A 21,888-nucleotide genomic window follows, 5' to 3' on the forward strand; every position below is an offset into this window, starting at 1 on the left:
TTTTGATCGTTATGTCAAACCTGAGTGCCCACGCCGCGCAGACCGCGCGGCGTTATTCTATTGCCCCCCGTCACCCGCGGCCGGGGGCGATCGTGGTGGCCAGCGCCGTGTTGCTGTCGTTGCTGGCGCTGCTGCCGCTGGGATTCGTTATCGGCGTGGCGTTTGAAACCGGCTGGCAAACGGTCAAAGCTCTGGTTTTCCGCCCGCGCGTGGCGGAACTGTTGTTGAACACCCTGCTGTTGGTGGTGCTGACGCTGCCGATCTGCGCCGTGCTGGGCGTGGCCCTGGCCTGGTTGACCGAGCGCACTACGCTGCCGGGCCGCCGTCTTTGGGCGGTACTGGCCACCGCGCCGCTGGCGGTGCCGGCCTTTGTGCAAAGCTATGCCTGGATCAGCCTGGTGCCGTCGATGCACGGCCTGAGCGCCGGGGTCTTCATCTCGGTGCTCGCCTATTTCCCGTTCATTTACCTGCCGGCCGCCGCCGTGCTGCGCCGTCTGGATCCCGGTATCGAAGACGTCGCCACCTCGCTCGGTTCCCGGCCGCCAGCGGTGTTTTTTCGCGTGGTGCTGCCGCAGCTGAAGCTGGCGGTCTGGGGGGGTTCGTTGCTGATCGCATTGCACCTGCTGGCGGAGTATGGCCTGTATGCCATGATCCGCTTCGATACCTTCACCACCGCAATTTTCGATCAGTTCCAGTCGACCTTCAACGGCCCGGCGGCCAACATGCTGGCCGGCGTATTGGTGCTGTGCTGCCTCGGGCTGCTGTTGCTTGAGGCTCTCAGCCGCGGCCGCGCGCGCTATGCCCGCGTTGGTTCCGGCAGCGCACGCAGCCAAACGCCGCGTCGCCTTTCGCTACCGCTCGCCGCGCTGGCGCTGCTGCTGCCGATTTCGCTGACCGCGCTGGCGCTGGGCGTGCCTTTCATCACCCTGGCCCGCTGGCTGTGGCTGGGCGGATGGGAGGCGTGGCGCAACGCCGACCTGTGGCCTGCGCTGTGGCAAACGCTGTCGCTGTCCGCCGTCGGCGCGTTGCTGATCACGCTGTGCGCCATTCCGATGGCCTGGCTGTCGGTGCGCTATCCAGCCCGGCTGTACCGCGTGCTGGAAGGCTGTAACTACGTAACCAGCTCGCTGCCCGGCATCGTGGTGGCGTTGGCGCTGGTGACCATCACCATTCACAGCTTCCGGCCGATTTACCAAACCGAAATCACCCTGCTGCTGGCCTATTTGCTGATGTTTATGCCGCGGGCGCTGATCAATCTGCGTGCCGGCATCGCACAGGCGCCGGTGGAATTGGAAAACGTGGCGCGCAGCCTCGGCAAATCGCCGGCGCAGGCGCTGTGGAGCACTACGCTGCGGCTGGCGGCGCCGGGTGCCGCGGCGGGCACGGCGCTGGTGTTCCTGGCGATCGCCAATGAGTTGACCGCCACGCTGCTGCTGGCGCCGAACGGCACCCGCACGCTGGCCACCGGATTTTGGGCATTGACCAGCGAGATAGACTACGTCGCCGCCGCGCCTTATGCGCTGATTATGGTGGCGCTGTCATTGCCGCTCACCTGGCTTCTTTATTCTCAATCTAAACGCACGGCGGGACTATGAGCACGCTCGAACTGCACGGTATCGAAAAATCTTATAACGCCATCAGGGTGCTGGAACGCATCGACCTGCAGGTTGCCGCCGGCAGCCGCACGGCGATCGTCGGCCCTTCCGGCTCCGGCAAAACCACCCTGCTGCGCATCATCGCCGGCTTTGAAATTCCCGACGGCGGCCAGATCCTGCTGCAGGGGCAAGCCATGGGCAAAGGCGGCGGCTGGGTGCCGGCGCATCTGCGCGGCATCGGCTTCGTTCCGCAGGATGGCGCGCTGTTCCCGCACTTTACCGTCGCCGGCAACATCGGTTTTGGCCTTACAGGCAGCAAGCGTGAGAAACAGCGGCGCATCGAGGCGCTGATGGAGATGGTGGCGCTGGATCGCCGTTTGGCCGCGCTGTGGCCGCACGAGCTGTCCGGCGGGCAGCAACAGCGGGTCGCGCTGGCGCGTGCCCTGTCGCAGCAGCCCCGTTTGATGCTGCTGGACGAACCGTTCTCGGCGCTGGATACCGGCCTGCGCGCCGCCACCCGCAAAGCGGTCGCCGAACTGCTGACGGAGGCCAAGGTGGCGTCGATTCTTGTTACCCACGATCAGAGCGAAGCGTTGTCGTTCGCCGATCAGGTGGCGGTAATGCGCAACGGCCGGCTGGCGCAGGTGGGCGCGCCGCAAGATCTCTATCTGCGGCCGGTCGATGAGCCGACCGCCAGCTTCCTTGGCGAAACGCTGGTGTTGACCGCCGAACTGGCGCACGGCTGGGCCGACTGCGCATTGGGGCGCATCGCCGTCGACGATCGGCAACGCAGCGGCCCGGCGCGCATCATGCTGCGCCCGGAGCAGATTCAAATCGGTTTGTCAGATCCGGCGCAGCGCGGCCAGGCGGTGATCACCGGCATCGATTTCGCCGGCTTCGTCTCTACGCTCAACCTGCAAATGGCCGCCGGCGGCACGCAAATCGAGATCAAAACCGTCAGCCGCGAAGGCCTGCAGCCCGGTTCTCAGGTCAATCTCAACGTGATGGGCCAGGCGCATATTTTCGCCGGTTGACTCACTTAAGACCGGGCCAACGCCCGGTCTCCTCAACGGCAAATTTTGTCGCGACGCGGCTTTTTCGGCGCCAGCAGATAATCCACTACGCTTTCGTCAACGCAGCTGTCGATGCCGTTCAGCGCCAGCGTATGCCCGTCGCGTTCGCGGGTGATCAGCGGGCTTTTAAAGGCGGCGGCCATCACCTGCGCATTGCGGTACGGCGTGGTCGGATCGTAGCGCTGGGCGACGAACAGCAGCGGCGGCAGCGCGGCGGACGCCACCGGCGTGTGCGGCCGATCTTTGCCGCGATACGGCCACAGATCGCACATCTCCAGCGGGTATTCGTGCAGCGGCAGATAGTGGGCATACAAAGCGGCGGTATTGATCTCCTGCCGCTGCCGGCGCAACTGCTGCGGATCGGCCGTCGGGTTGGCGACGTCGGCGCAGGTGATGACGTTCAGGGCGTCATCGGCATCCGGCGAATAGCTTTCGTCGATCAGATCGGAAACCTGCTGCCCGGCGATGCCGGCATCGAGCTGGCGCAGCACGGTGGCCAGCTCGTGCCAGCGCTCCGGCCACAGCAGCAGCGAACGCGTGACCGTAAGCACGTCGTCGGCGGAGATTTCATACCCCGCCGCGGTGACGAACGGCTGCTCATGCAGCTTGCGCAGCAAGGCGTGATAGCGCTGCAGCGCCTGATTGGCGCCGCCGCCCAGCTGGCAGCTGTCGGTTTTGCCGCAGTAGGCGGCGAAGCGCAGGAAGCTTTGCTGGAAACCCCGCTCCTGGTTCAGCCGCTGGGTGAAATCGTCCTCCGCCAGATCCACCACCCCGTCGAGCACCAGCGCGCGCGTTTTCTTCGGAAAACGCTCGGCATACAGCGCCGCCACCTTGGTGCCGTAAGAGTACGCCACCGCCGTCAGCCCCGGTTCGCCCAGCGCGTGGCGGATCGCGTTCAGATCGTTGACCGCTTCGTCGGTGCCGATATGTTGCAGCACGTCCGCGCCGGTCTGTTTGATACAGGCGGCAATCAGGGTGCGCGTCTGGCTTTCCGCACCGGCCACGTCGTTGTCGTCCGGTGACGGGGTTTCGTCGCCTTCGGCCAGCTGGCAGGAGATTTTCGGCGTCGATTGGCCGACGCCGCGCGGATCGTAACCGATGATGTCGTAGGATTTTCGCAGTCTGGCGACGTGGGCGTCGTTGCCCAAATAAGGGTTAATGCCCGGCAGACCCGGCCCGCCGCTGATCATCACCACGCTGCCCTTTTTCGGCCCGGTAGCGGGCAGCAGGGTCAGCGCCAGCCGCACGGTCTGTTCGCCCGCCCGCGCCGCATGAGCAGGAGGCGTAGCGTACGCCAGCGGCGCTTCAAGGTAACCGCAGCGCAGCCCCGGCGGCGGCGGCTCATCGAACCAGCGTTGAAAGCCGCTGTTGAGACAAGATTGCCAACGAATGCCGTTCTCGGCCGCCGCGCCGTGAGCCGCAGGCCTGGCCTGGGCGGGCAATGCGGCGGCGGTCGCGGCGAGCAGCGCCAGAATACGCAGTACTGACATGGGGAGTCCTTTCAACGCAACGAATCGGTCAAAGGTTAACGGTACTCGGTTAAACCGCTAGCCAATAGAACACAAAAAACCACGCGGGTGAAGCCGTCACCGCGCGCCCGGCAAGACTTTTCTTTGCTCAGATTGCTCTTATAACGCACAGAATGCTGCAAAAAGTGCCGTTCACCTGCTAGGCTTAAGGTTCGTTAACCCACAAGGAACAGGAGAGCAGCATGTTTGGAAAAGCGGAAGACAAAGCCAATGAAGCCGCAGGCGCGGTAGAAGAAGCGTTCGGCAAAGCCGTCGATTCGCCGGAGCATCAGGTGCGCGGCGCGGCGCGCAAATACGCCTCCCAGGCCAGCTATGCCGCCCGAGACGCAGCGGACAGCGTAAGAACCCAGGTGGAAGCCAACCCGCTGGCCGGCGTGGCCGTTGCGGCGGCGGTCGGCATCGTTTTCGGCTTCTTGCTGGGACGCAAATAACGGCGAATTCGCCGCTCGACAACAGGCCCGTTACGGGCCTTTTTTTCGCCCTTTCCTCCACCTGCTTGCTAACTTTTATCTATCACAGCCATCGCTTAAAAAAACCAACGCCTTCAACTACGATTAGTTTGTGACCAGAGCGAGGCTCTGCGATCCGGCAGATAACCCTATGAGGATTATCACCATTATCCATGCTGTTTAAGCCGCTCTCCTTCACGCGGCTAAGAAAGGTTGATTATGGCTCGCACCACCCCTATCGAACGTTACCGCAATATCGGCATCTCCGCGCATATCGATGCCGGCAAGACCACCACCACCGAGCGGATTCTGTTTTACACCGGGGTCAGCCACAAGCTGGGTGAAGTGCATGACGGCGCGGCGACCATGGACTGGATGGCGCAGGAACAGGAACGCGGCATCACCATCACTTCGGCGGCCACCACCTGCTTCTGGAACGGCATGCAGCATAATTATCCGCAGCACCGCATCAATATCATCGACACCCCCGGCCACGTCGATTTCACCATTGAAGTGGAGCGTTCGATGCGCGTGCTGGACGGCGCCGTGATGGTCTATGACTCGGTGGGCGGCGTGCAGCCGCAGTCGGAAACCGTCTGGCGCCAGGCCAATAAATACAAGGTGCCGCGGCTGGCGTTCGTCAACAAGATGGACCGCATCGGCGCGGACTTTTTCCGCGTGCGCAAAATGATGATCGAGCGCCTGAAAGCCAACCCGGTGCCGATCGTTATTCCGATCGGCGCCGAAGACCACTTCAGCGGCGTGGTGGATCTGGTGCGGATGAAAGCCATTCTGTGGGACGAGGCCTCGCAGGGCATGAACTTCAGCTTCGAAGAGATCCCGGCCGAGCTGCGCGATTCGGCGCAGGAGTGGCGCGAAAACATGATTGAAGCCGCCGCCGAAGCCTCGGAAGAGCTGATGGAAAAATACCTCAACCAGGTGCCGCTGAGCGAAGAGGAGATCGTCCACGGGTTGCGGGTGCGCACCGTCGCCGGCGAAATCCAGCCGATGCTGTGCGGCTCGGCGTTCCGCAACAAAGGGGTGCAGCGCATGCTGGATGCGGTGATCGAGCTGATGCCCTCGCCGCTCGACGTGCCGCCGATGGAGGGCCACGGCGAACATGATGAAATCATCACCCGCAAAGCCGACGACAACGAAAAATTCTCGGCGCTGGCGTTCAAGCTGATGACCGACCCGTTCGTCGGCCAGCTGACCTTCGTGCGCGTCTACTCCGGGGTGCTGGCCAAAGGCAGCAGCGTTTACAACCCGATCAAGGGCAAAAAGGAGCGCATCGGCCGCATCGTGCAGATGCACGCCAACGATCGTAAGGACATCGACGAACTGCACGCCGGCGACATCGCCGCCTGCGTCGGCCTGAAGGACGTTACCACAGGCGATACGCTGTGCGATCCCGGTGCCATCATCACGCTGGAGCGCATGACCTTCCCCGAACCGGTGATCGCCCAGGCGATCGAGCCGAAGACCAAGGGCGACCAGGAGAAAATGGGCATCGCGCTGCAGCGCCTCTCTTCGGAAGATCCGTCGTTCCGCGTGCGCACCGATGAAGAATCCGGCCAGACCCTTATCTACGGCATGGGCGAGCTGCACCTGGAGATTATCGTCGATCGCATGCGCCGCGAATTCGGGGTGGAGACCACCACCGGCAAGCCGCAGGTGTCGTACCGCGAAACCATCCGCAAACGGGTGGCCGACGTGGAAGGCAAATTCGTGCGCCAGTCCGGCGGTAAAGGGCAATACGGCCACGTGGTGCTGACCGTCGAACCGAACGAACCCGGCAAAGGCTTCGAGTTCTTCGATGAGATCAAGGGCGGCGTCATTCCGGGCGAGTTTATCCCGGCGGTGAAAAAAGGCGTGCTCGAGGCGCTGAACAACGGCGTGCTGGCCGGTTATCAGGTGGTGGACGTCAAGGTGCACCTGACCTTCGGCTCTTACCATGACGTCGACTCGTCGGAGCAGGCGTTCCGCATGGCGGCGATCTTCGGCTTCAAAGACGCCTGCCGCCTGGCGGATCCGGTGATCCTTGAGCCGATCATGTCGGTGGAGGTGGAAACGCCGGAAGATTACGCCGGCAACGTGATGGGCGACCTCTCCTCACGCCGCGGTCTGGTGCAGGGCATGGAAGAGATCCCGGGCGGCGGCGGCAAGGAAATCCGCGCCAAGGTGCCGCTATCCGAGATGTTCGGTTACTCGACGACCCTGCGTTCGATGTCGCAGGGCCGCGCCACCTACACCATGGAATTCAGCCACTACGCTGAAGCGCCGCGCAACGTGGCCGAAGAGATCATTCACCACAGCAAGCGTTAACCCTCGCGCCCGCCTTCGCGGCGGGCGTCACCCCTGCTTGTCTTCCAGCGCCACCACCACCGGCTGCGGCTTGATGCGCATGGCGTACACCACGCCGGCGATCAGGCAGACGATGCCGGCCAGCGTCAGCAGCGGCGGCCAGGCCTGGCGCAGCAGAAAGGTATAGGCCAACCCCGCCAGAATTTCGAACACGATGAGCGGCCCCACCAACACCGTCGGCAGCCGCTGGCTGGCTTCGTTCCAGCACAGCGCCCCCAGCCAGGAGCAGAACACGCCGATGACCAGCATCAGCAGGATAAACACCTCCGGGCGCGGGCCGAACGGCAAGGCGAACGCCGGTTCGCTCAGCGCCAATTGGCCGCAGACCGCCAGATAGCCCAGCAGCGCCAGCGGCAGCGTCACCAGCCCTTGCGCCGTGGCCCAGGTAGCCGGCCGCTGCGTCGGGTTCTCCCGCAGCCAGCGCGAGTTGCGCAGCGGGAACCAGGTCCAGCACGCCACCGCCAACACGGCCAGCCCCAGGCCGCTGAGATAGCGCCAGCCGTCGACCGGCAGCGTATTGCCGCGCAGCTCGGCGACGTTCACGCACGCTAACCCGCAGACGATCAGCAGCAGCGCCGGCGCCAGCTTGCCCCAAGCCAGCCGCCCGTCGTGCCGGCCGTAAAACAGATTGGCGCAGAGGGCGATCACCACCGGCAAGGTGCCGATGATCATGGTCGACACCGGTGCGCCGGTACGCTGAATGGCGCTGGCCAGGCACAGGTAGTACAGCAGGTTGCCGATGGCCGTCAGCTTGAGCGCCTCCAGCCAATCCTGGCGCCGCAGCTTGCGCAGGCGGCGACGATCGAGCCAGGCCAGCGGCAAGGTGATCAGCCCGAAGGCCAGATAGCGCCCGGTGGACTGCAGCGCAGCGGGATAATCCGGCACCAGCAGCGGGCCGACGAAGATCAATCCCCACATCAGCCCGGCGGCCAGGGCAAACACAACGCCAATGAACATAACGACTCCGACAAACGGCCGGCGCGGCCAACCCGCCCGACAAGACAGCGGCAGAGTAGCGAAAATGCGGGGAGGAATTATTGTAGCAGGTTGCTGTTTTAACCCAATTTCACCTGTTTCTGGAAACGCACTGGCGTGACGCCGTAACGATTGGCGAAGGCGCGCGTCAGGTGCGCCTGATCGGTCAGCCCTGCCGCCGCCGCCACCTGTGCGGCGGGCATGCCGCGTTCCAGCATGCGTTTGGCCTGCGACAGCCGGATCGCCATCAGCATCTGCTGCGGCGAAACGTGGTATTCGGCCTTGAACTTGCGCAGAAAATGGTACGGGCTGAGCGACACCAGCTCGGCCAGTTGATTGAGGGTCACCGCCTCGGCGAAGTTATCGTGCAGGTAGCTTTTCACCACCTCGAAACGGTGCGCCGCCTCGGCTTTTTCCCGCTGCCCGGTGCGGATATGCGGGTACAGCAGCTCGACCGCCTCCAACAGCAGGCCGTCCAGCGTAAGCGGATCGTCGGTTTGCCACAGCGTGGCGAGAATGGCGGACAGGCGCTGCGCCGCCCGCGGATCGTGGCGCACCGCATCGGTGAACCACTGGCTCCGATCGCCGGACAGCTGCTCCAGCGCCTCGGGCGCCAGATAGAGCATGCGGTAACACCAGCCGCCCGGCGTTTCGGCTTCGCCGGTATGCAGCTCGTCGGGGTTCATCAGTACCAGCGCGCCCGGCGCCGCCAGATGCTGCGCGCCGCGATAGCGGAAACGCTCCGCCCCGGTGTCTACGGTGCCGATAGCGAAGGCGTCGTGGGTATGCGGCTCGAAGGCATAGCGCTCAATGTGCGCCTGATAGAGTTCGACGCCCGGCAGATGCGACAAATGGCGGAACTGCGCGCAATCCTTCTCGAACGGAAACTGTTGCGGTACCCCTTGCACTCGACCTCCTCGTCCGTGCTGACAATCTGCTCAGCATAGCCAAAACATCGCCGGTTGAGTAGCCGCCCTGACGCTTTCGTGCCCCTCGCCTGGACGATCGCCGCCATTCGGCGTAGGGTTAAGGTCCCTGTCCCTTTCAGGGGAGCCGCATCGTGAAGCTCATCGGCCCCTGACACTCCGCAAACAAGAGGCAACAATGTATCCGGATACTCAACTGTATATCGATGGACAATGGCGCAACGCACTGGCCGGGAAAACCCTGCCGGTCACCAACCCCGCCACCGACGAGGTAATCGGTCAAGTGGCGCACGCCGCCACAGAGGATCTCGATCTGGCGCTGGCCGCCACCGAGCGCGGATTTAACGTCTGGCGCGACACCGCCGCGCACCAGCGCGCCAACCTGATGCGCAAAGCGGCGGCGCTGCTGCGCGAACGCGCCAACGCCATCGCCGCCGTCATGACACAGGAACAGGGCAAACCGGTGGCGCAGGCTAAAGTCGAAATTCTCAACGCCGCCGACGTCATCGACTGGTTCGCCGGCGAAGCCACCCGCACCTACGGGCAAATCATTCCGTCCCGCGCCCACGACGTGCAGCAGCAAACCCTCAAGCTGCCGGTCGGCCCGGTGGCCGCCTTCACGCCGTGGAACTTCCCGATCAACCAGATCGTGCGCAAGCTGTCCGCCGCGCTGGCCGCGGGGTGTTCCATCATCGTCAAAGGCCCGGAAGAAACGCCGGCCTCGCCGGCTGAGCTGATCAAAGCCTTCGCCGACGCCGGCATCCCGGCCGGGGTGATCGCGCTGGTGTACGGCACCCCGGCGGAAATCTCGGAATACCTGATCCCGCATCCGACCATTCGCAAGATCTCCTTCACCGGCTCCACCCGCGTGGGCAAGCATCTGGCGGCGCTGGCCGGCCAGCATATGAAAAAGGCCACCATGGAGTTGGGCGGCCATGCGCCGGTGCTGATCTTCGACGACGCCGATCTCGACGCGGCGGCCAAAGAGCTGGCGCAGTCCAAGTTCCGCAACGCCGGCCAGGTCTGTATCGCCCCGACCCGCTTCCTGATCCAGCAAGGCGTTTATGAAGCCTTCGTGGAGAAATTCACCGCCGCCGTGCGTGAACTCAAGCTCGGCAACGGGCTGGAAGACGGCATCACCATGGGGCCGATGGTGCTGGGCCGCAGCGTCGACAATATCGAGGCGCTGGTGCAGGATGCCGTCGCCCACGGGGCAAAAGCCTGCACCGGCGGCAAGCGCGTGGCGGGCAAAGGCAACTTCTTCGAGCCGACGGTACTGCGCGACGTGCCGCTGAGCGCGCGCGCCATGTCGGAAGAGCCGTTTGGCCCGGTTGCCCTGCTGCGCCCGTTCGCCACCTATGACGAGGCGATCGCCGAAGCCAACCGCCTGCCGTACGGCCTGGCCGCCTACGCTTACAGCCGCAACATCGCCACCGTCAATGCGCTGGGGCGCGACGTGGAGAGCGGCATGCTGAGCATCAACCACATCGGTTTCGGCCTGCCGGAAACGCCGTTTGGCGGCGTGAAGGACTCCGGTCACGGCACCGAAGGCGGCAGCGAAGCGATCGAGTCCTACCTGGAAACCCGCTTCGTCACCGTCGCCGGCCGTTAATCGAACGCCGGATGAATAGCCAAAAACCCCGCAGTGCGGGGTTTTTTTTTACTCGCGAGCCAGTTCGAACAGCCGCCGCGCCGCCGGGGTCAGCCCCAGCATGTGAATGCAGGCATGCACCATGCCCGGCAACCGTTCGCAGCGTACCGGCACGCCCGCCTCGCGCAGCCGCTGCGCATACTGCTCGGCCTCATCGCGCAGCGGATCATATTCGCAGCTCAGGATGGTGGCCGGCGGCAATCCGCGCAACGTAGCGGCGTGCAGCGGTTCGGCGCCGGGATCGCGCCGCTGGGCCAGATACTGCTGCCAACAAAATACCATCGCATCGCGCGTCAGAAAGTACCCCTCGGCAAACTCGCAATAGCTCTTCGTCGTCATCTCGCGGCTGAGCGCCGGGTACAGCAGCAGCTGGCGCTCGATGTGCGGGCCGCCGCGATCCCGCGCCAGCAGAGCAACCGCCGCCGCCAGATTGCCTCCGGCGCTGTCGCCGCCCACCGCCAGGCGCTTCGCGTCGATCCCCAACTGCGGCGCCTGTTGCGCCACCCAGCAGAGCGCCCGATAGACATCTTCCAGCGGCTGCGGGAACGGGGATTCCGGCGCCAGACGATAGTCGACCGACAGGATCACCCGGCCGGTGGCGTTGGCCAGCGCCTGACAGGGCCGATCGTACAGCGCCAGCGAACCGAGGCACCAGCCGCCGCCGTGGGCGAACAGCATTGCCGGCTGCGCGGCGGCGCGGTTTTCCCCCGCCGGGAGATAGGCGCGCAGCGCGATCCGATACCCATCGGCGGCGACCACCGTAAAGTCCCTGACGCCGCCGCTCGGTTCCGCCTCGCCCTGCAGCTGGCGTAAACCGGTTTCCGTGGCCGCGCGCATTTCCGCCAGCGACGCGGGGGGCGGCGCATCGGCCGATGCCGTCAAAAAGGCGGCAATGCGTTCATCGAGCGGCATGTGGCTCTCCTGCCAGGAACGGCGTAATCAGTGCAATAAATGCCTCATGACACTCTTCGGTAATGAAATGCCCGCAGCCGGCGATCGTTTCGCCCCGCAGATCGTGCGCATTGCCCCGCAGCATCGTCAGCGGCGCGTCGCCGGTGGCGTGCTCTGCCCCCACCGTCAACACCGGCATCGTCAGGGGCGTGGCGGCGCGCAGGCGGTTCTGCCGCACGGTCTCCGGGATCGCCCGGTAATAGTCGAATCCGGCGCGCAGGCCGCCCGGCGCCGAATAGGCGGCGATATACACCTGCGCCGCCACCCGATCGCGCCGATAGGACCAGCGATTGAAGATATAGCCGAGATACTCCCGCTCACGCCCCTGGGTCAGGGTCTCCGGCAAATCCGCCAGCTGGTTGAACATGAAATGCCACAGGAAAATGTTCTCCTCCGGCGCGACGAAAATCGGCGGCGGCGGCGCCAGCCCGGGGATCACCGCCTCCGTCAGCACCAAGCGCTCCACCGCCTGCGGGAAATCGCTCGCCATGGCGTAACCGATCCACATGCCGATGTCGTGGCCAACCAGTTGGTAACGTTCATGGCCCAGCTGCGCCATCATTGCGTGCAACGCCGCACCAATGCTGCCGGTGTCGTAGCCGCCAGCGGGCTTGTCAGAATCGCCGATGCCCGGCGGATCGACGGCGATCGCCTGAAAACCGGCCGCCGCCAGCGCTTGCATCACATGGCGCCAGGTGTACCAGGTTTGCGGCCAGCCGGGGATCAGCAGCACCGGCCGCCCTTCACCGGCCATCACGCAGTGAAGGCGCCGGCCGTTGACCTGGAGATAGACGTGTTCCGCCGCGAGATCCGCCAACGGGCTCTCGTTCTGTAGGTATTGCATGGGGTGACTCCCTGAAGGATTAGGCTCAGCGAATACCGAGCAACGCGTTGATTTGCTGTGGGTTGACCGGCGCGCCGGCGAAGTCGTCGAACACTTTATCGGTGACGCGGATAATGCGATCGCGGATGAAGACTGCGCCTTCGCGTGCGCCATCCTGCGGATTTTTCAGGCAACATTCCCACTCCAGCGCCGCCCAGCCCGAATAACCGTACTGCGTCAGGCGCGAAAAGATGCCGTTGAAATCGACCTGGCCGTCGCCCAACGAGCGGAAGCGGCCGGCGCGATCGATCCAGGATTGATAGCCGCCGTAAATACCCTGGCGACCGGTCGGATTGAACTCGGCATCCTTGACGTGGAACATGCCGATAACCTCTTTATAGATATCGATAAACTCCAAATAGTTGAGCTGCTGCAGCACCATATGGCTTGGATCGAACAGCACCCGGCAGCGCGGATGATGGCCAACGCGCTCATGAAACATTTCGAATGTCACTCCGTCGTGCAGATCCTCGCTCGGGTGAATTTCGTAACACAGGTTGATCCCCTGCTCGTCGCAGGCGTTAAGCACCGGCAGCCAGCGCCTGGCGAGCTCGTCGAACGCGGTGTCGATCAGCCCTTCCGGACGCTGTGGGAACGGAAACAGATAGGGCCAGGCCAGCGAACCGGAAAAGGTGCCCAGCTCGCTGAGCCCGAGCCGCGCCGACGCCTTCACCGCCAGCAGCATTTGCTGCCGCGCCCACTCGCCGCGCGCCTGCGGATTGCCCTGCAGCGCCGGCGGCGCGAAGCTGTCAAACAGCGCATCGTAAGCCGGGTGTACCGCCATCAGCTGGCCGAAGATATGGCTGGTCAATTCGCTGACCACCAACCCTTGCTCCGCCAACATGCCGGTCAGATCGTCGCAGTAGGTTTGACTTTCCGCAGCGGTGGCCACGTCGAATAAACGCCGATCCCAGGCCGGGATCTGCAGCGCGCTAAAGCCGGTCTGCGCCGCCCACTCGGCAATGGCGGGCAGGCTGTTGAACGGCGCTGTCTCATCGCTGAACTGCGCGAGATGCAGGCTTGGACCTTTGAGGGTTTTCATCGTAAACTCCTATTTGTTGTCGATTGACAAACAATAGAAGCAAAGCGCGATGACCGCAAGCGAAATTTATAAAGACATTGGTATTCCCCGCCGATTTAAGCGATCCTATGTCGCTGAATGGCAGGTAAATTGGAGCAACGAATGGCAGGCAGACCGCGCGAGTTCGACCGCGAACAGGCGCTCTTGAAGGCGCGAAACTTATTCTGGCGACAGGGTTACGAAGGCACCTCGATGTCGGATCTGGTGGCGGAATTGGGCATTGCTTCCGCGCGCATCTACAAGGCGTTCGGCTCCAAAGAGCAACTGTTCCGCGAGGCGATCGCCAGTTATGAAACCGAGGAAGGTGGCTTCGCCGATCGCGCCTTCGCGCAGGAAAGCGGCATTCGCCCGGCGATCAAACGCCTGCTGGAAGACGCCGTGCGGCTCTACAGCCGGCCGGATCTGCCGCAGGGCTGCATGGTGGTCTCCTCCGCCGCCAGCGTCAGCGCGGAAAACGATGGGCTCAAAACCTGGCTGGCTGAACATCGGTTGCAGCGCACCCAGCAGATCGTCGAGCGGCTGCGGCAGGCGGTGCAAGCCGGCGAACTGCCGGCCGGCACCGACGCCGACAGCCTGGGGGACTTTTTCGCGGTCTTCCTGCACGGCCTGTCGATTCAGGCGCGTGACGGCGTCACTGAAACACGACTGTTGGCGGCGGTAAAGGTGGCGCTGACGGCCCTGGGCAACGCTCAATCTTCCGGCAAATCGAAAATCACCAGCGCGCCTTCGCCGTAATCATGCTCTTCATCCTCAATGCGGCGCGCGCCCATGCGCAGCGCTTTGATGTTGGCCGCATCGACGGGTTGCAGATTATGCCCCGGCGTTCTGGGCCGCCGCCTCACGGCGCAACCACTGCCGCAGATTTTCGCCTTCCTGCGACAGTTCGCTATCCAGGCGAGCGCACAGGTAATAATCGCGGCCGTCGTCGATCGGCAGATCGAACATTTTGATTAACTCACCGCTCTCAAGGTAGTGGGCGATTAACGGCTCACGCATCAGCGCGCATCCCAATCCCGCCTGCACCGCCGCCAGCGTCAACAATCCGTCTTCGAACATCGGGCCGATACTGCGCAGCGGGCGTTTAACACCGGCCTGCTGAAACCATTGCATCCAGGTATTGCGCTCCTCGTCGTGCAGCAGCGGCAGCGTCGCCAGCTGATCCGGCGTATCGAGCAAACCGTGCAGTTTACTGAACGCCCGGCTGCACACCGGCACCATTTGGCCGGACATCAGCTTTTCGCTGCGATAGCCGGTCCACTGCCCAACGCCGAAGCGGATCGACAGATCGGCGGCGTCGCTCAGGTAATTGCGGTGGTTGGCGTAAACCACATTGATGTCGATATCCGGATTTTCGCGCAGAAAGCCGCGCAGCCGCGGAATGAACCAGCCCATGCCGAACAGAGGGATCAGGCTGATGGTGACCTGCCGCGATGCGGACTGCTCGCGCACGTGTTCGGTCGCCTGGCGCAGCACGTTAAACGCCGAGCGGATCGAACGGTAATACTCCCGCCCCTCGCTGCGCAGCACCAGATGACGCCCCTGCCGTTCTGTCAGCGGCATCTGCAAAAACGCCTCCAGCGTTTTCAGCTGATGGCTGACCGCCGAAGGCGAAATCATCAGCTCCTTCGCTGCCGCGCTGATGCTGCCCAGGCGCGCGATGGCTTCGAACGCCCGCACGGCGCGCAGCGGCGGATCGTTCGGCAGCATCGGCAACGGCTCATCATACTGTTCTGTTTTTTTCATATATCTATTGTTTTATGGAAGTCACGGAGAGAGGATTTATTTAATATACATAAAAATCAACAAATTAAAATCACTCGTTTTTTGTATAAGAAAGTATTTTTCCGTATTTTACAATTTTTTTAAATTCTCTACTGTGAGCCTCCTGACTCATTATCTCCGGACTCTCCTTATGGATACGCTGGTACAGCAGACCGTCAACGGTTTGATGCTCGGCAGCATCTATGCGCTGATCGCGCTCGGCTACACCATGGTGTACGGCATCCTGCGCATCATCAACTTCGCGCACGGCGACGTGCTGATGGTCGGGGCGCTCAGCGCGCTGTCGGCGATCGGCGTGTTGCAGCATCATTTTCCCGCGTTACCGCCCTACGCCACGCTGCTGCTGGCGGCCCTGTTCGCCATGGCCGTCTGCGCCATCACCTCGATGGCGATCGAACGTCTGGCCTATCGCCGGTTGCGCAATGCACCACGCCTGGCCCCGCTGATCAGCGGCATCGGCGTCTCGCTGCTGCTGCAAACCCTGGCGATGCTGATCTGGTCACGCAATCCCCTGATGTTTCCGCAGCTGTTGCCGATGGCGCCCATCGCCCTGACCGCAGGCAGCGCCGAGCATGCGCCGGCGGTGATCACCGGCACCGCGATCGTCACGCTGGCGGTGGCCGTGGCGGTCATGGCCGGCCTCTGGCTGCTGGTCGAACACAGCCGTTTCGGCCGCGCCATGCGCGCCACGGCGGAAAACCCGCAGGTCGCCGGCCTGATGGGCATCAGTCCTGACCGCATCATCGTTCTGACCTTTGCGCTCGGCGGCGCGCTGGCGGCGGTAGCCGGCATCATGATGGCCAGCAACTACGGCAACGCCGGTTTCTCGATGGGCTTTCTGCCCGGCATCAAAGCCTTTACCGCCGCCGTGCTCGGCGGCATCGGCAACCTGCGCGGCGCGATGCTCGGCGGTTTGCTGCTGGGGCTGTTCGAATCGCTGGGCACCGGCTATCTCGGCGAGCTGACCGGCGGCGTATTCGGCAGCAACTACCAGGACGTCTTCGCGTTTCTGGTGCTGATCGCCGTACTGGTCTTCCGCCCCTCCGGGCTGTTGGGCGAACGCATCGCCACGCGCGCATAAGGACATCACGATGACCGTTTTAACTTCCACGCTTCCCCTGGCCACGCCTCGGCGCGCCAGACTGGGGCTGACGCTGTTCATTCTCGCTCTGCTGCTGGCGCCCTGGGTTGCGGGCGCCGCCGGCGGCAACTACTGGGTGCGCGTCGTCGACTTCGCCCTGCTGTACCTGATGCTGGCGCTCGGGCTGAACATCGTGGTGGGCATGACCGGCTTGCTGGACATGGGCTTTATCGCTTTTTACGCCGTTGGCGCCTATCTGGCCGCGCTGCTGTCGTCACCGCATCTGACGCAGCAGTTCCCGCTGCTGCTGCAGTGGTTCCCCGACGGGCTTCATCTGTCGATGCTGTGGCTGATCCCGCTGGCGGCGCTGCTGGCGGCCGTGTGCGGCATTCTGCTTGGCGCGCCGACGCTGCGGCTGCGCGGCGACTATCTGGCGATCGTCACGCTCGGTTTCGGCGAGATCGTACGTATTTTGATGCGCAATCTCGATCGCCCGGTCAACCTCACCAATGGCCCCAAAGGCATTTCCGGCATCGACCCGGTCAGCCTGTTCGGCCTGAAGTTTTCCGGCATGCATGAGTGGTTCGGCGTGCGTTTCTCCGGCCTGTACCTCTATTACTACCTGTTCGCCGCCCTGCTGCTGGCGATCCTGTTTATCAGCCTGCGGTTGCAAAATTCGCGCATCGGCCGCGCGTGGACGGCGATCCGCGAAGACGAGGACGCCGCGCGGGCGATGGGCATCAACACCCGCAACTTCAAGCTGCTGGCCTTTGCCATCGGCGCCACCTTCGGCGGCGTGGCCGGCGCGCTGTTCGCCGCGTTTCAGGGCTTCGTGTCGCCGGAATCGTTCACCCTACAGGAGTCGATCGCCGTTCTGGCGATGGTGGTGCTCGGCGGCATGGGGCACATCCCCGGGGTGATCCTGGGCGCGCTGCTGCTGGCCGCCCTGCCGGAGCTGCTGCGCAGCAGCATGGGGCCGCTACAGCAGGCGCTGTTCGGCCAGGTGCTGATCGACCCGGAAATCATTCGCCAACTGTTTTACGGCCTGGCGCTGATCCTGGTGATGCTGTATCGCCCGGCGGGCCTGTGGCCGGCACGCCATATAAGGGGGAACGCCGCATGACGCCTTTGCTCACTTTAAATCACGTCAGCAAACGCTTCGGCGGCCTGACGGCGGTGGATGACGTCAGCATGAGCATCCGCCAGGGGGAAATCTACGGCCTGATCGGGCCGAACGGCGCCGGTAAGACCACCTGCTTCAATCTGATCACCGGTCTGTATCGCGCCGACGCGGGCGAATTCCGCCTGTCGGGCCAGCGCTATAGGCCCCAGGCGATCGATAAAGTGGCGCAGGCCGGCATCGCCCGCACCTTCCAGAACCTGCGGCTGTTCAACGAAATGAGCGTGCTGGAAAACGTGATGGTCGGCTGCCACGTGCGCACCCGCAACGGCCTGTGGGCGGCGATCGCCCGCCACCGCCGCGCCAGGGAGGAGGAACAGGCGGTGCGCGATAAGTCCCATGCGCTGCTGGAGTACGTCGGCATCGGCCAATTCGCCCATTACCGCGCCGGCGATCTCGCCTATGGTCATCAGCGCCGCCTGGAGATCGCCCGCGCGCTGGCGACCGAGCCCCGGCTGCTGGCGCTGGACGAACCGGCGGCCGGCATGAACGCCGGAGAAAAAGTGGCGCTGCGCGAGCTGCTGCTGCGCATTCGCGACAGCGGCAAAACGCTGCTGTTGATCGAACACGACGTCAAGCTGGTGATGGGCCTGTGCGATCGCCTGACGGTGCTGGACTATGGCAAAGCGATCGCCGAAGGCGAACCGGCGCAGGTTCGGCGTGAACCAGCGGTCATTCAGGCCTATCTGGGAGGTGGCGCGCATGTCTGAAGCCCTGCTGAGCGTTAAACGACTCAAAGTGTCCTACGGCGGCATTCATGCGGTCAAAGGCATCGATTTTACGGTCAACGCCGGCGAACAGGTCACGCTGATCGGCGCCAACGGCGCGTGCAAGACCTCCAGCCTGCGGGCGCTGACCGGGCTGCAACCGTTCGAGGGCGACATCCTGTTCGACGGCCGTTCGATTCGCGGCATGGCGCCGCACCGCTTGCTGCAACAGGGGCTGGTGATGGTGCCGGAAGGTCGCGGCATTTTCACCCGCCTGACGGTGCGAGAAAACCTGCAGCTGGGCGCCTATGCGCGGCGTGACAAACCGGCGGTACGGCACGATTTCGAACGGGTATGCGCCACCTTCCCGCGCCTGAACGAGCGCCTGAACCAACCGGCCGGGCTGCTTTCGGGCGGCGAGCAGCAGATGGTGGCGATGGGCCGTGCGCTGCTTAGCCGCCCGCGCCTGTTGATATTGGACGAGCCGTCGATGGGGCTGGCGCCGATTGTGGTGGAAGCCATTTTTTCGGTCATCAAACAGCTGGCGCGTGACGGCGTCACGCTATTGCTGGTCGAGCAAAACGCCCGCCTGGCGCTGGAATCCACCGATCGCGCCTATGTGCTGGACAGCGGCAGCCTGAGCCACAGCGGCCGCTCCGCCGACATGCTGGACGATGAAAAAATCAAACAGATCTATTTGGGTGAATAACCGTTGTTACCTTTAACCGCACCAGGAGTATGAAATGCAGCAGAACTTTCGCATCAAGCCGTTGGCGCTGGGCGCCATGACGATGATCCTGAGCCTCCCGGCGCTGGCGGACGACACCGTGCTGATCGGCCTGGCCGGGCCGCTGACCGGCCCTTCCGCGCGCATCGGCAAAGATCTCGAAAACGGCGCGCGGCTGGCGATCGCCGACGCCAACGCGCAAAAGCCGACGCTGAACGGCAAACCGGTCACCTTCAAATTGCTGTCCGAGGACGATCAGTCCGATCCGCGCACCGCCGTGGCCATCGCGCAGCGTTTGGTCGACGAAGGCGTCGCCGGCGTGGTCGGCCACTGGAACACCGGCACCAGCATCCCGGCGGCGCGCATCTATCACGATGCCGGCATCGCCCAGGTGGCGCCGGTCGCCACCGGCCACGGCTACACGCAACAAGGCTTTGACACCAGCTTCCGCGTGATGGGCCATGACGACGACGGCGGCAACTATGCCGGGCAGTATGCGGTGAAAACGCTGAAAGCCCAGCGCATCGCGGTGATCGACGATCGCACCGCCTTCGGCCAGGGCCTGGCGGACGAGTTCATCAAATCGCTGCAGGCCCAGGGCGTGCAGCCGGTCACCCGCGAATACGTCGACGACAAGACCGTCGATTTCAGCGCCGTGCTGACCACCGTGCGCAGCAAAAACGCCGATCTGATCTTCTTCGGCGGCGTGGACTCCCAGGCGGCACCGCTGGCGCGCAAACTGAAACAGCTGGGCATGAACGCGCAGCTGATGGGCGCAGGCGGCTTTGTCAGCCAGACCTTCCTGACGCTGGCGCAGCGTGAAGGCGAAGGCGTCGTCGCGCTGGAGCCGGGGCTGCCGCTGGAACAGATGCCGGGCGGCAAGGCGTTTGAACAAGCCTACCGCGACCGTTACCACACCCACATCGAACTGCATGCGCCCTTCGCCTACGACGCCACCCGGGTGCTGATCGCCGCCATCGAACAGGCCGGCTCGGCCAATCCGGCCGATTACCTGCCGAAACTGCGCGCCATCCATTATCAGGGCGTGACCGGCGCCATCGCCTTCGATGCGCAGGGCAACCTGCAACAGCCGAGCTTCACCCTGTACCGGGTAGTGGACGGCAAATGGCAGCCGCAAACCGTGTTGGGCGGCGCCAAACCACAATAAATCAAGAGGAGCAAGGCGATGAGCTGTGCAAACAACGAGTTGGGCATTTTGGCCCGCAGAAAGATCGAAGCGGAGATCATCAAACCGATCTACCAGATCCTGGTGCGTGAAATCGGCAAGGCGCGCGCTCAGGCGGTGATCGGCGAAGCCATCGAGAATGCCGCCATCGAGGCGGGCAAACGGTTCGCCGCGCAGGAGCCGAACGGCGCGGATCTGCGCAGCTTCGCCGCCTTGCAGTACCTGTGGGAAAAAGACGACGCGCTGCGCGTTGAGGTGATCAACCAGGACGAACAACACTTCGACTATAACGTTACCCGCTGCCGCTACGCCGAGATGTACCACGAGATGGGGCTGGGGGAAATCGGCCACCTGCTCTCCTGCGCGCGCGACAGCCAGTTTATCGTCGGCTATGCGCCGGAGGTCGAGCTGCAGCGCAGCCAAACCATCATGTCCGGCGCCCCCTGCTGCGATTTCCGCTACACCGCCAAAACGCCGGGAGAAGAACAATGACGTATCGGGTCAACGGCGAGCGCCTGTGGCAAAGCCTGCACGCGATGGCGCAGTTCGGCGCCATCGCCGACAACGGCGTCACCCGCCTGGCGCTCAGCGAAGAGGATCGCCAGGCGCGCGACCAGCTGCGCCTGTGGGCGCTGGAGGCCGGTTGCAGCGTGCGCGTCGATCGAATGGGCAACATGTTCCTGCGCCGTGAAGGTTCGCGGCCCGAGCTGGCGCCGGTGGTCACCGGTTCTCACGGCGACTCGCAGCCCCGCGGTGGCCGTTTCGACGGCATCTACGGCGTGCTGGCCGGATTGGAGGTGATTCGCAGCCTTAACGATCGGCAGATCGTCACCGAACGCGCAATTGAAGTGATCAACTGGACCAACGAAGAAGGCGCTCGCTTCGCGCCGGCGATGATCGCCTCCGGCGTGTTCGCCGGGGTCTTCGAGCTGGAATACGGTCTGACGCGCCGCGACGAGCACGGCGTCAGCCTCGGCGACGCGCTGGAACGCATCGGCTACGCCGGCGAACACCCGGTGGGCGGCACGCCGATCCATGCCGCCTTCGAGCTGCACATCGAACAGGGGCCGATTCTGGAAGCGGAGCACCTCGACATCGGCGTGGTAACCGCCGCACAGGGGCAGCGTTGGTACGAGCTGGAGGTCGTCGGCTTCAGCGCCCATGCCGGCACCACGCCGATGGATCGCCGCCGCGACGCCCTGCTGGGCTTCACCGAGCTGGTGACGGCGGTCAACCGCATCGGCTGGGATTTCGCGCCCGACGCGCGCGCCACGGTGGGCATGGCGCAAATTACCCCCAATTCACGCAACGTGGTGCCGGGCCGGGTCTTTTTCAGCGTCGAATTCCGCCATCCGCAGGAGTCAATTCTGGAACAGATGGAGCAGCGCCTGCTGGCGGCGGTAAACCACGTCAACGGCGGCGGCCTGACCGCTCGCGCCGAGCGCATTTTCCAGTATCCCCCGATCGCTTTTGATCGGGGCTGCATCGACAGCGTACGTCATGCCGCGCAAGCGTTGGGCTACCGCCATCGCGACATGATTTCCGGCGCCGGCCACGATGCCTGTTACCTTAACCGCGTCGCCCCAACCGCCATGATTTTCATTCCCTGCGTGGACGGCATCAGCCACAACGAGCGGGAAGACATCACCCCCGCCTGGGCAACCGCCGGCGCCGACGTGTTGCTGAACGCCCTGCTGGCGCACGCCGGCGCCTGATCCCCGCCCCGGTTTTTCGCCGGGGCAAAAAAT

The 21,888-nt window shown here is 64.0% G+C and carries 20 protein-coding genes; 13 read left to right on the forward strand and 7 right to left on the reverse strand.

Going from position 1 to position 21,888, the window contains the following annotated elements:
• Positions 1-11 precede the first annotated feature (11 nt).
• Positions 12-1,595: an ABC transporter permease gene (locus ACJ8PI_RS08355; protein ID WP_164134198.1), complete on the forward strand. Its 1,584-nt coding sequence runs from the start codon at positions 12-14 to the stop codon at positions 1,593-1,595.
• A complete protein-coding gene (locus ACJ8PI_RS08360; protein WP_164134197.1) occupies positions 1,592-2,629 on the forward strand; it encodes an ABC transporter ATP-binding protein in 1,038 nt (345 codons plus the stop codon). The genes ACJ8PI_RS08355 and ACJ8PI_RS08360 overlap by 4 nt, the downstream gene beginning before the upstream one ends.
• 32 nt (positions 2,630-2,661) lie before the next feature.
• Here ACJ8PI_RS08360 and ACJ8PI_RS08365 read toward each other — a convergent pair whose 3' ends face one another.
• The gene (locus tag ACJ8PI_RS08365) at positions 2,662-4,158 is read right to left on the reverse strand and encodes an alpha/beta hydrolase (protein WP_048321606.1); all 1,497 of its coding nucleotides are present in this window, start codon (positions 4,156-4,158) and stop codon (positions 2,662-2,664) included.
• Between the two features lie 221 nt (positions 4,159-4,379).
• Here ACJ8PI_RS08365 and ACJ8PI_RS08370 point away from each other — a divergent pair, with 221 nt between their 5' ends.
• Both ACJ8PI_RS08370 and fusA read left to right on the forward strand, forming a co-directional pair.
• Positions 4,380-4,628 carry a glycine zipper domain-containing protein gene (locus tag ACJ8PI_RS08370; RefSeq protein ID WP_004938127.1) on the forward strand — a complete coding sequence of 83 codons (249 nt, stop codon included), beginning with the start codon at positions 4,380-4,382 and terminating at the stop codon, positions 4,626-4,628.
• A gap of 237 nt (positions 4,629-4,865) precedes the next feature.
• A complete protein-coding gene (gene fusA, locus ACJ8PI_RS08375) occupies positions 4,866-6,971 on the forward strand; it encodes an elongation factor G (RefSeq protein ID WP_033648394.1) in 2,106 nt (701 codons plus the stop codon).
• Between the two features lie 27 nt (positions 6,972-6,998).
• Here the strand turns inward: fusA and ACJ8PI_RS08380 are convergent, their stop codons facing one another.
• The gene (locus ACJ8PI_RS08380) at positions 6,999-7,967 is read right to left on the reverse strand and encodes a DMT family transporter (protein WP_164134196.1); all 969 of its coding nucleotides are present in this window, start codon (positions 7,965-7,967) and stop codon (positions 6,999-7,001) included.
• Positions 7,968-8,065: 98 nt separating this feature from the next.
• Complete coding sequence (locus ACJ8PI_RS08385) at positions 8,066-8,893, reverse strand: AraC family transcriptional regulator (protein ID WP_041035213.1); 828 nt, start codon at positions 8,891-8,893, stop codon at positions 8,066-8,068.
• Between the two features lie 196 nt (positions 8,894-9,089).
• On the opposite strand from ACJ8PI_RS08385, the gene ACJ8PI_RS08390 reads away from it, so the two are divergent.
• A complete protein-coding gene (locus ACJ8PI_RS08390; RefSeq protein ID WP_164134195.1) occupies positions 9,090-10,523 on the forward strand; it encodes an NAD-dependent succinate-semialdehyde dehydrogenase in 1,434 nt (477 codons plus the stop codon).
• A gap of 48 nt (positions 10,524-10,571) precedes the next feature.
• Here the strand turns inward: ACJ8PI_RS08390 and ACJ8PI_RS08395 are convergent, their stop codons facing one another.
• The 3 genes from ACJ8PI_RS08395 to ACJ8PI_RS08405 are packed head-to-tail and all read right to left on the reverse strand — an operon-like array spanning position 10,572 to position 13,438.
• Entirely contained in the window at positions 10,572-11,474 is a 903-nt protein-coding gene (locus ACJ8PI_RS08395; RefSeq protein ID WP_164134194.1) for an alpha/beta hydrolase, read from the reverse strand.
• Positions 11,461-12,357, reverse strand: coding sequence for an alpha/beta fold hydrolase (locus ACJ8PI_RS08400; protein WP_164134193.1), 897 nt, complete (start codon positions 12,355-12,357; stop codon positions 11,461-11,463). Before ACJ8PI_RS08400 ends, ACJ8PI_RS08395 begins: the two co-directional genes overlap by 14 nt.
• Before the next feature lie 25 nt (positions 12,358-12,382).
• Positions 12,383-13,438 (reverse strand): sugar phosphate isomerase/epimerase family protein, encoded by a 1,056-nt coding sequence (locus ACJ8PI_RS08405; protein WP_060436350.1) that lies wholly within the window; start codon positions 13,436-13,438, stop codon positions 12,383-12,385.
• A 141-nt stretch (positions 13,439-13,579) separates the two neighbouring features.
• On the opposite strand from ACJ8PI_RS08405, the gene ACJ8PI_RS08410 reads away from it, so the two are divergent.
• Complete coding sequence (locus ACJ8PI_RS08410) at positions 13,580-14,212, forward strand: TetR/AcrR family transcriptional regulator (protein WP_052475417.1); 633 nt, start codon at positions 13,580-13,582, stop codon at positions 14,210-14,212.
• Positions 14,213-14,287: 75 nt separating this feature from the next.
• On the opposite strand, the gene ACJ8PI_RS08415 is transcribed toward ACJ8PI_RS08410, so the two are convergent.
• On the reverse strand, positions 14,288-15,220 hold the full coding sequence (locus ACJ8PI_RS08415; RefSeq protein WP_039565997.1) for a LysR substrate-binding domain-containing protein: 933 nt from the start codon (positions 15,218-15,220) through the stop codon (positions 14,288-14,290).
• A gap of 169 nt (positions 15,221-15,389) precedes the next feature.
• On the opposite strand from ACJ8PI_RS08415, the gene ACJ8PI_RS08420 reads away from it, so the two are divergent.
• From ACJ8PI_RS08420 to ACJ8PI_RS08450, 7 genes are all read left to right on the forward strand, one after another.
• The gene (locus ACJ8PI_RS08420; RefSeq protein ID WP_033653093.1) at positions 15,390-16,340 is read left to right on the forward strand and encodes a branched-chain amino acid ABC transporter permease; all 951 of its coding nucleotides are present in this window, start codon (positions 15,390-15,392) and stop codon (positions 16,338-16,340) included.
• A 10-nt stretch (positions 16,341-16,350) separates the two neighbouring features.
• On the forward strand, positions 16,351-17,463 hold the full coding sequence (locus ACJ8PI_RS08425) for an ABC transporter permease subunit (protein WP_033648403.1): 1,113 nt from the start codon (positions 16,351-16,353) through the stop codon (positions 17,461-17,463).
• On the forward strand, positions 17,460-18,230 hold the full coding sequence (locus tag ACJ8PI_RS08430; RefSeq protein ID WP_047567335.1) for an ABC transporter ATP-binding protein: 771 nt from the start codon (positions 17,460-17,462) through the stop codon (positions 18,228-18,230). The genes ACJ8PI_RS08425 and ACJ8PI_RS08430 overlap by 4 nt, the downstream gene beginning before the upstream one ends.
• Positions 18,223-18,936, forward strand: a complete 714-nt coding sequence (locus tag ACJ8PI_RS08435) for an ABC transporter ATP-binding protein (RefSeq protein WP_442528111.1) — start codon at positions 18,223-18,225, stop codon at positions 18,934-18,936. The genes ACJ8PI_RS08430 and ACJ8PI_RS08435 overlap by 8 nt, the downstream gene beginning before the upstream one ends.
• 76 nt (positions 18,937-19,012) lie before the next feature.
• Positions 19,013-20,122 (forward strand): branched-chain amino acid ABC transporter substrate-binding protein, encoded by a 1,110-nt coding sequence (locus tag ACJ8PI_RS08440; protein ID WP_371317384.1) that lies wholly within the window; start codon positions 19,013-19,015, stop codon positions 20,120-20,122.
• An 18-nt stretch (positions 20,123-20,140) separates the two neighbouring features.
• A complete protein-coding gene (locus tag ACJ8PI_RS08445) occupies positions 20,141-20,632 on the forward strand; it encodes an L-2-amino-thiazoline-4-carboxylic acid hydrolase (RefSeq protein WP_033634625.1) in 492 nt (163 codons plus the stop codon).
• Positions 20,629-21,855, forward strand: coding sequence for a Zn-dependent hydrolase (locus tag ACJ8PI_RS08450; protein ID WP_033648407.1), 1,227 nt, complete (start codon positions 20,629-20,631; stop codon positions 21,853-21,855). Before ACJ8PI_RS08445 ends, ACJ8PI_RS08450 begins: the two co-directional genes overlap by 4 nt.
• Positions 21,856-21,888: the final 33 nt, after the last annotated feature.

It is taken from the genome of Serratia sp. CY82433 (genome assembly GCF_052166535.1).
GTDB lineage: Bacteria > Pseudomonadota > Gammaproteobacteria > Enterobacterales > Enterobacteriaceae > Serratia > Serratia sarumanii.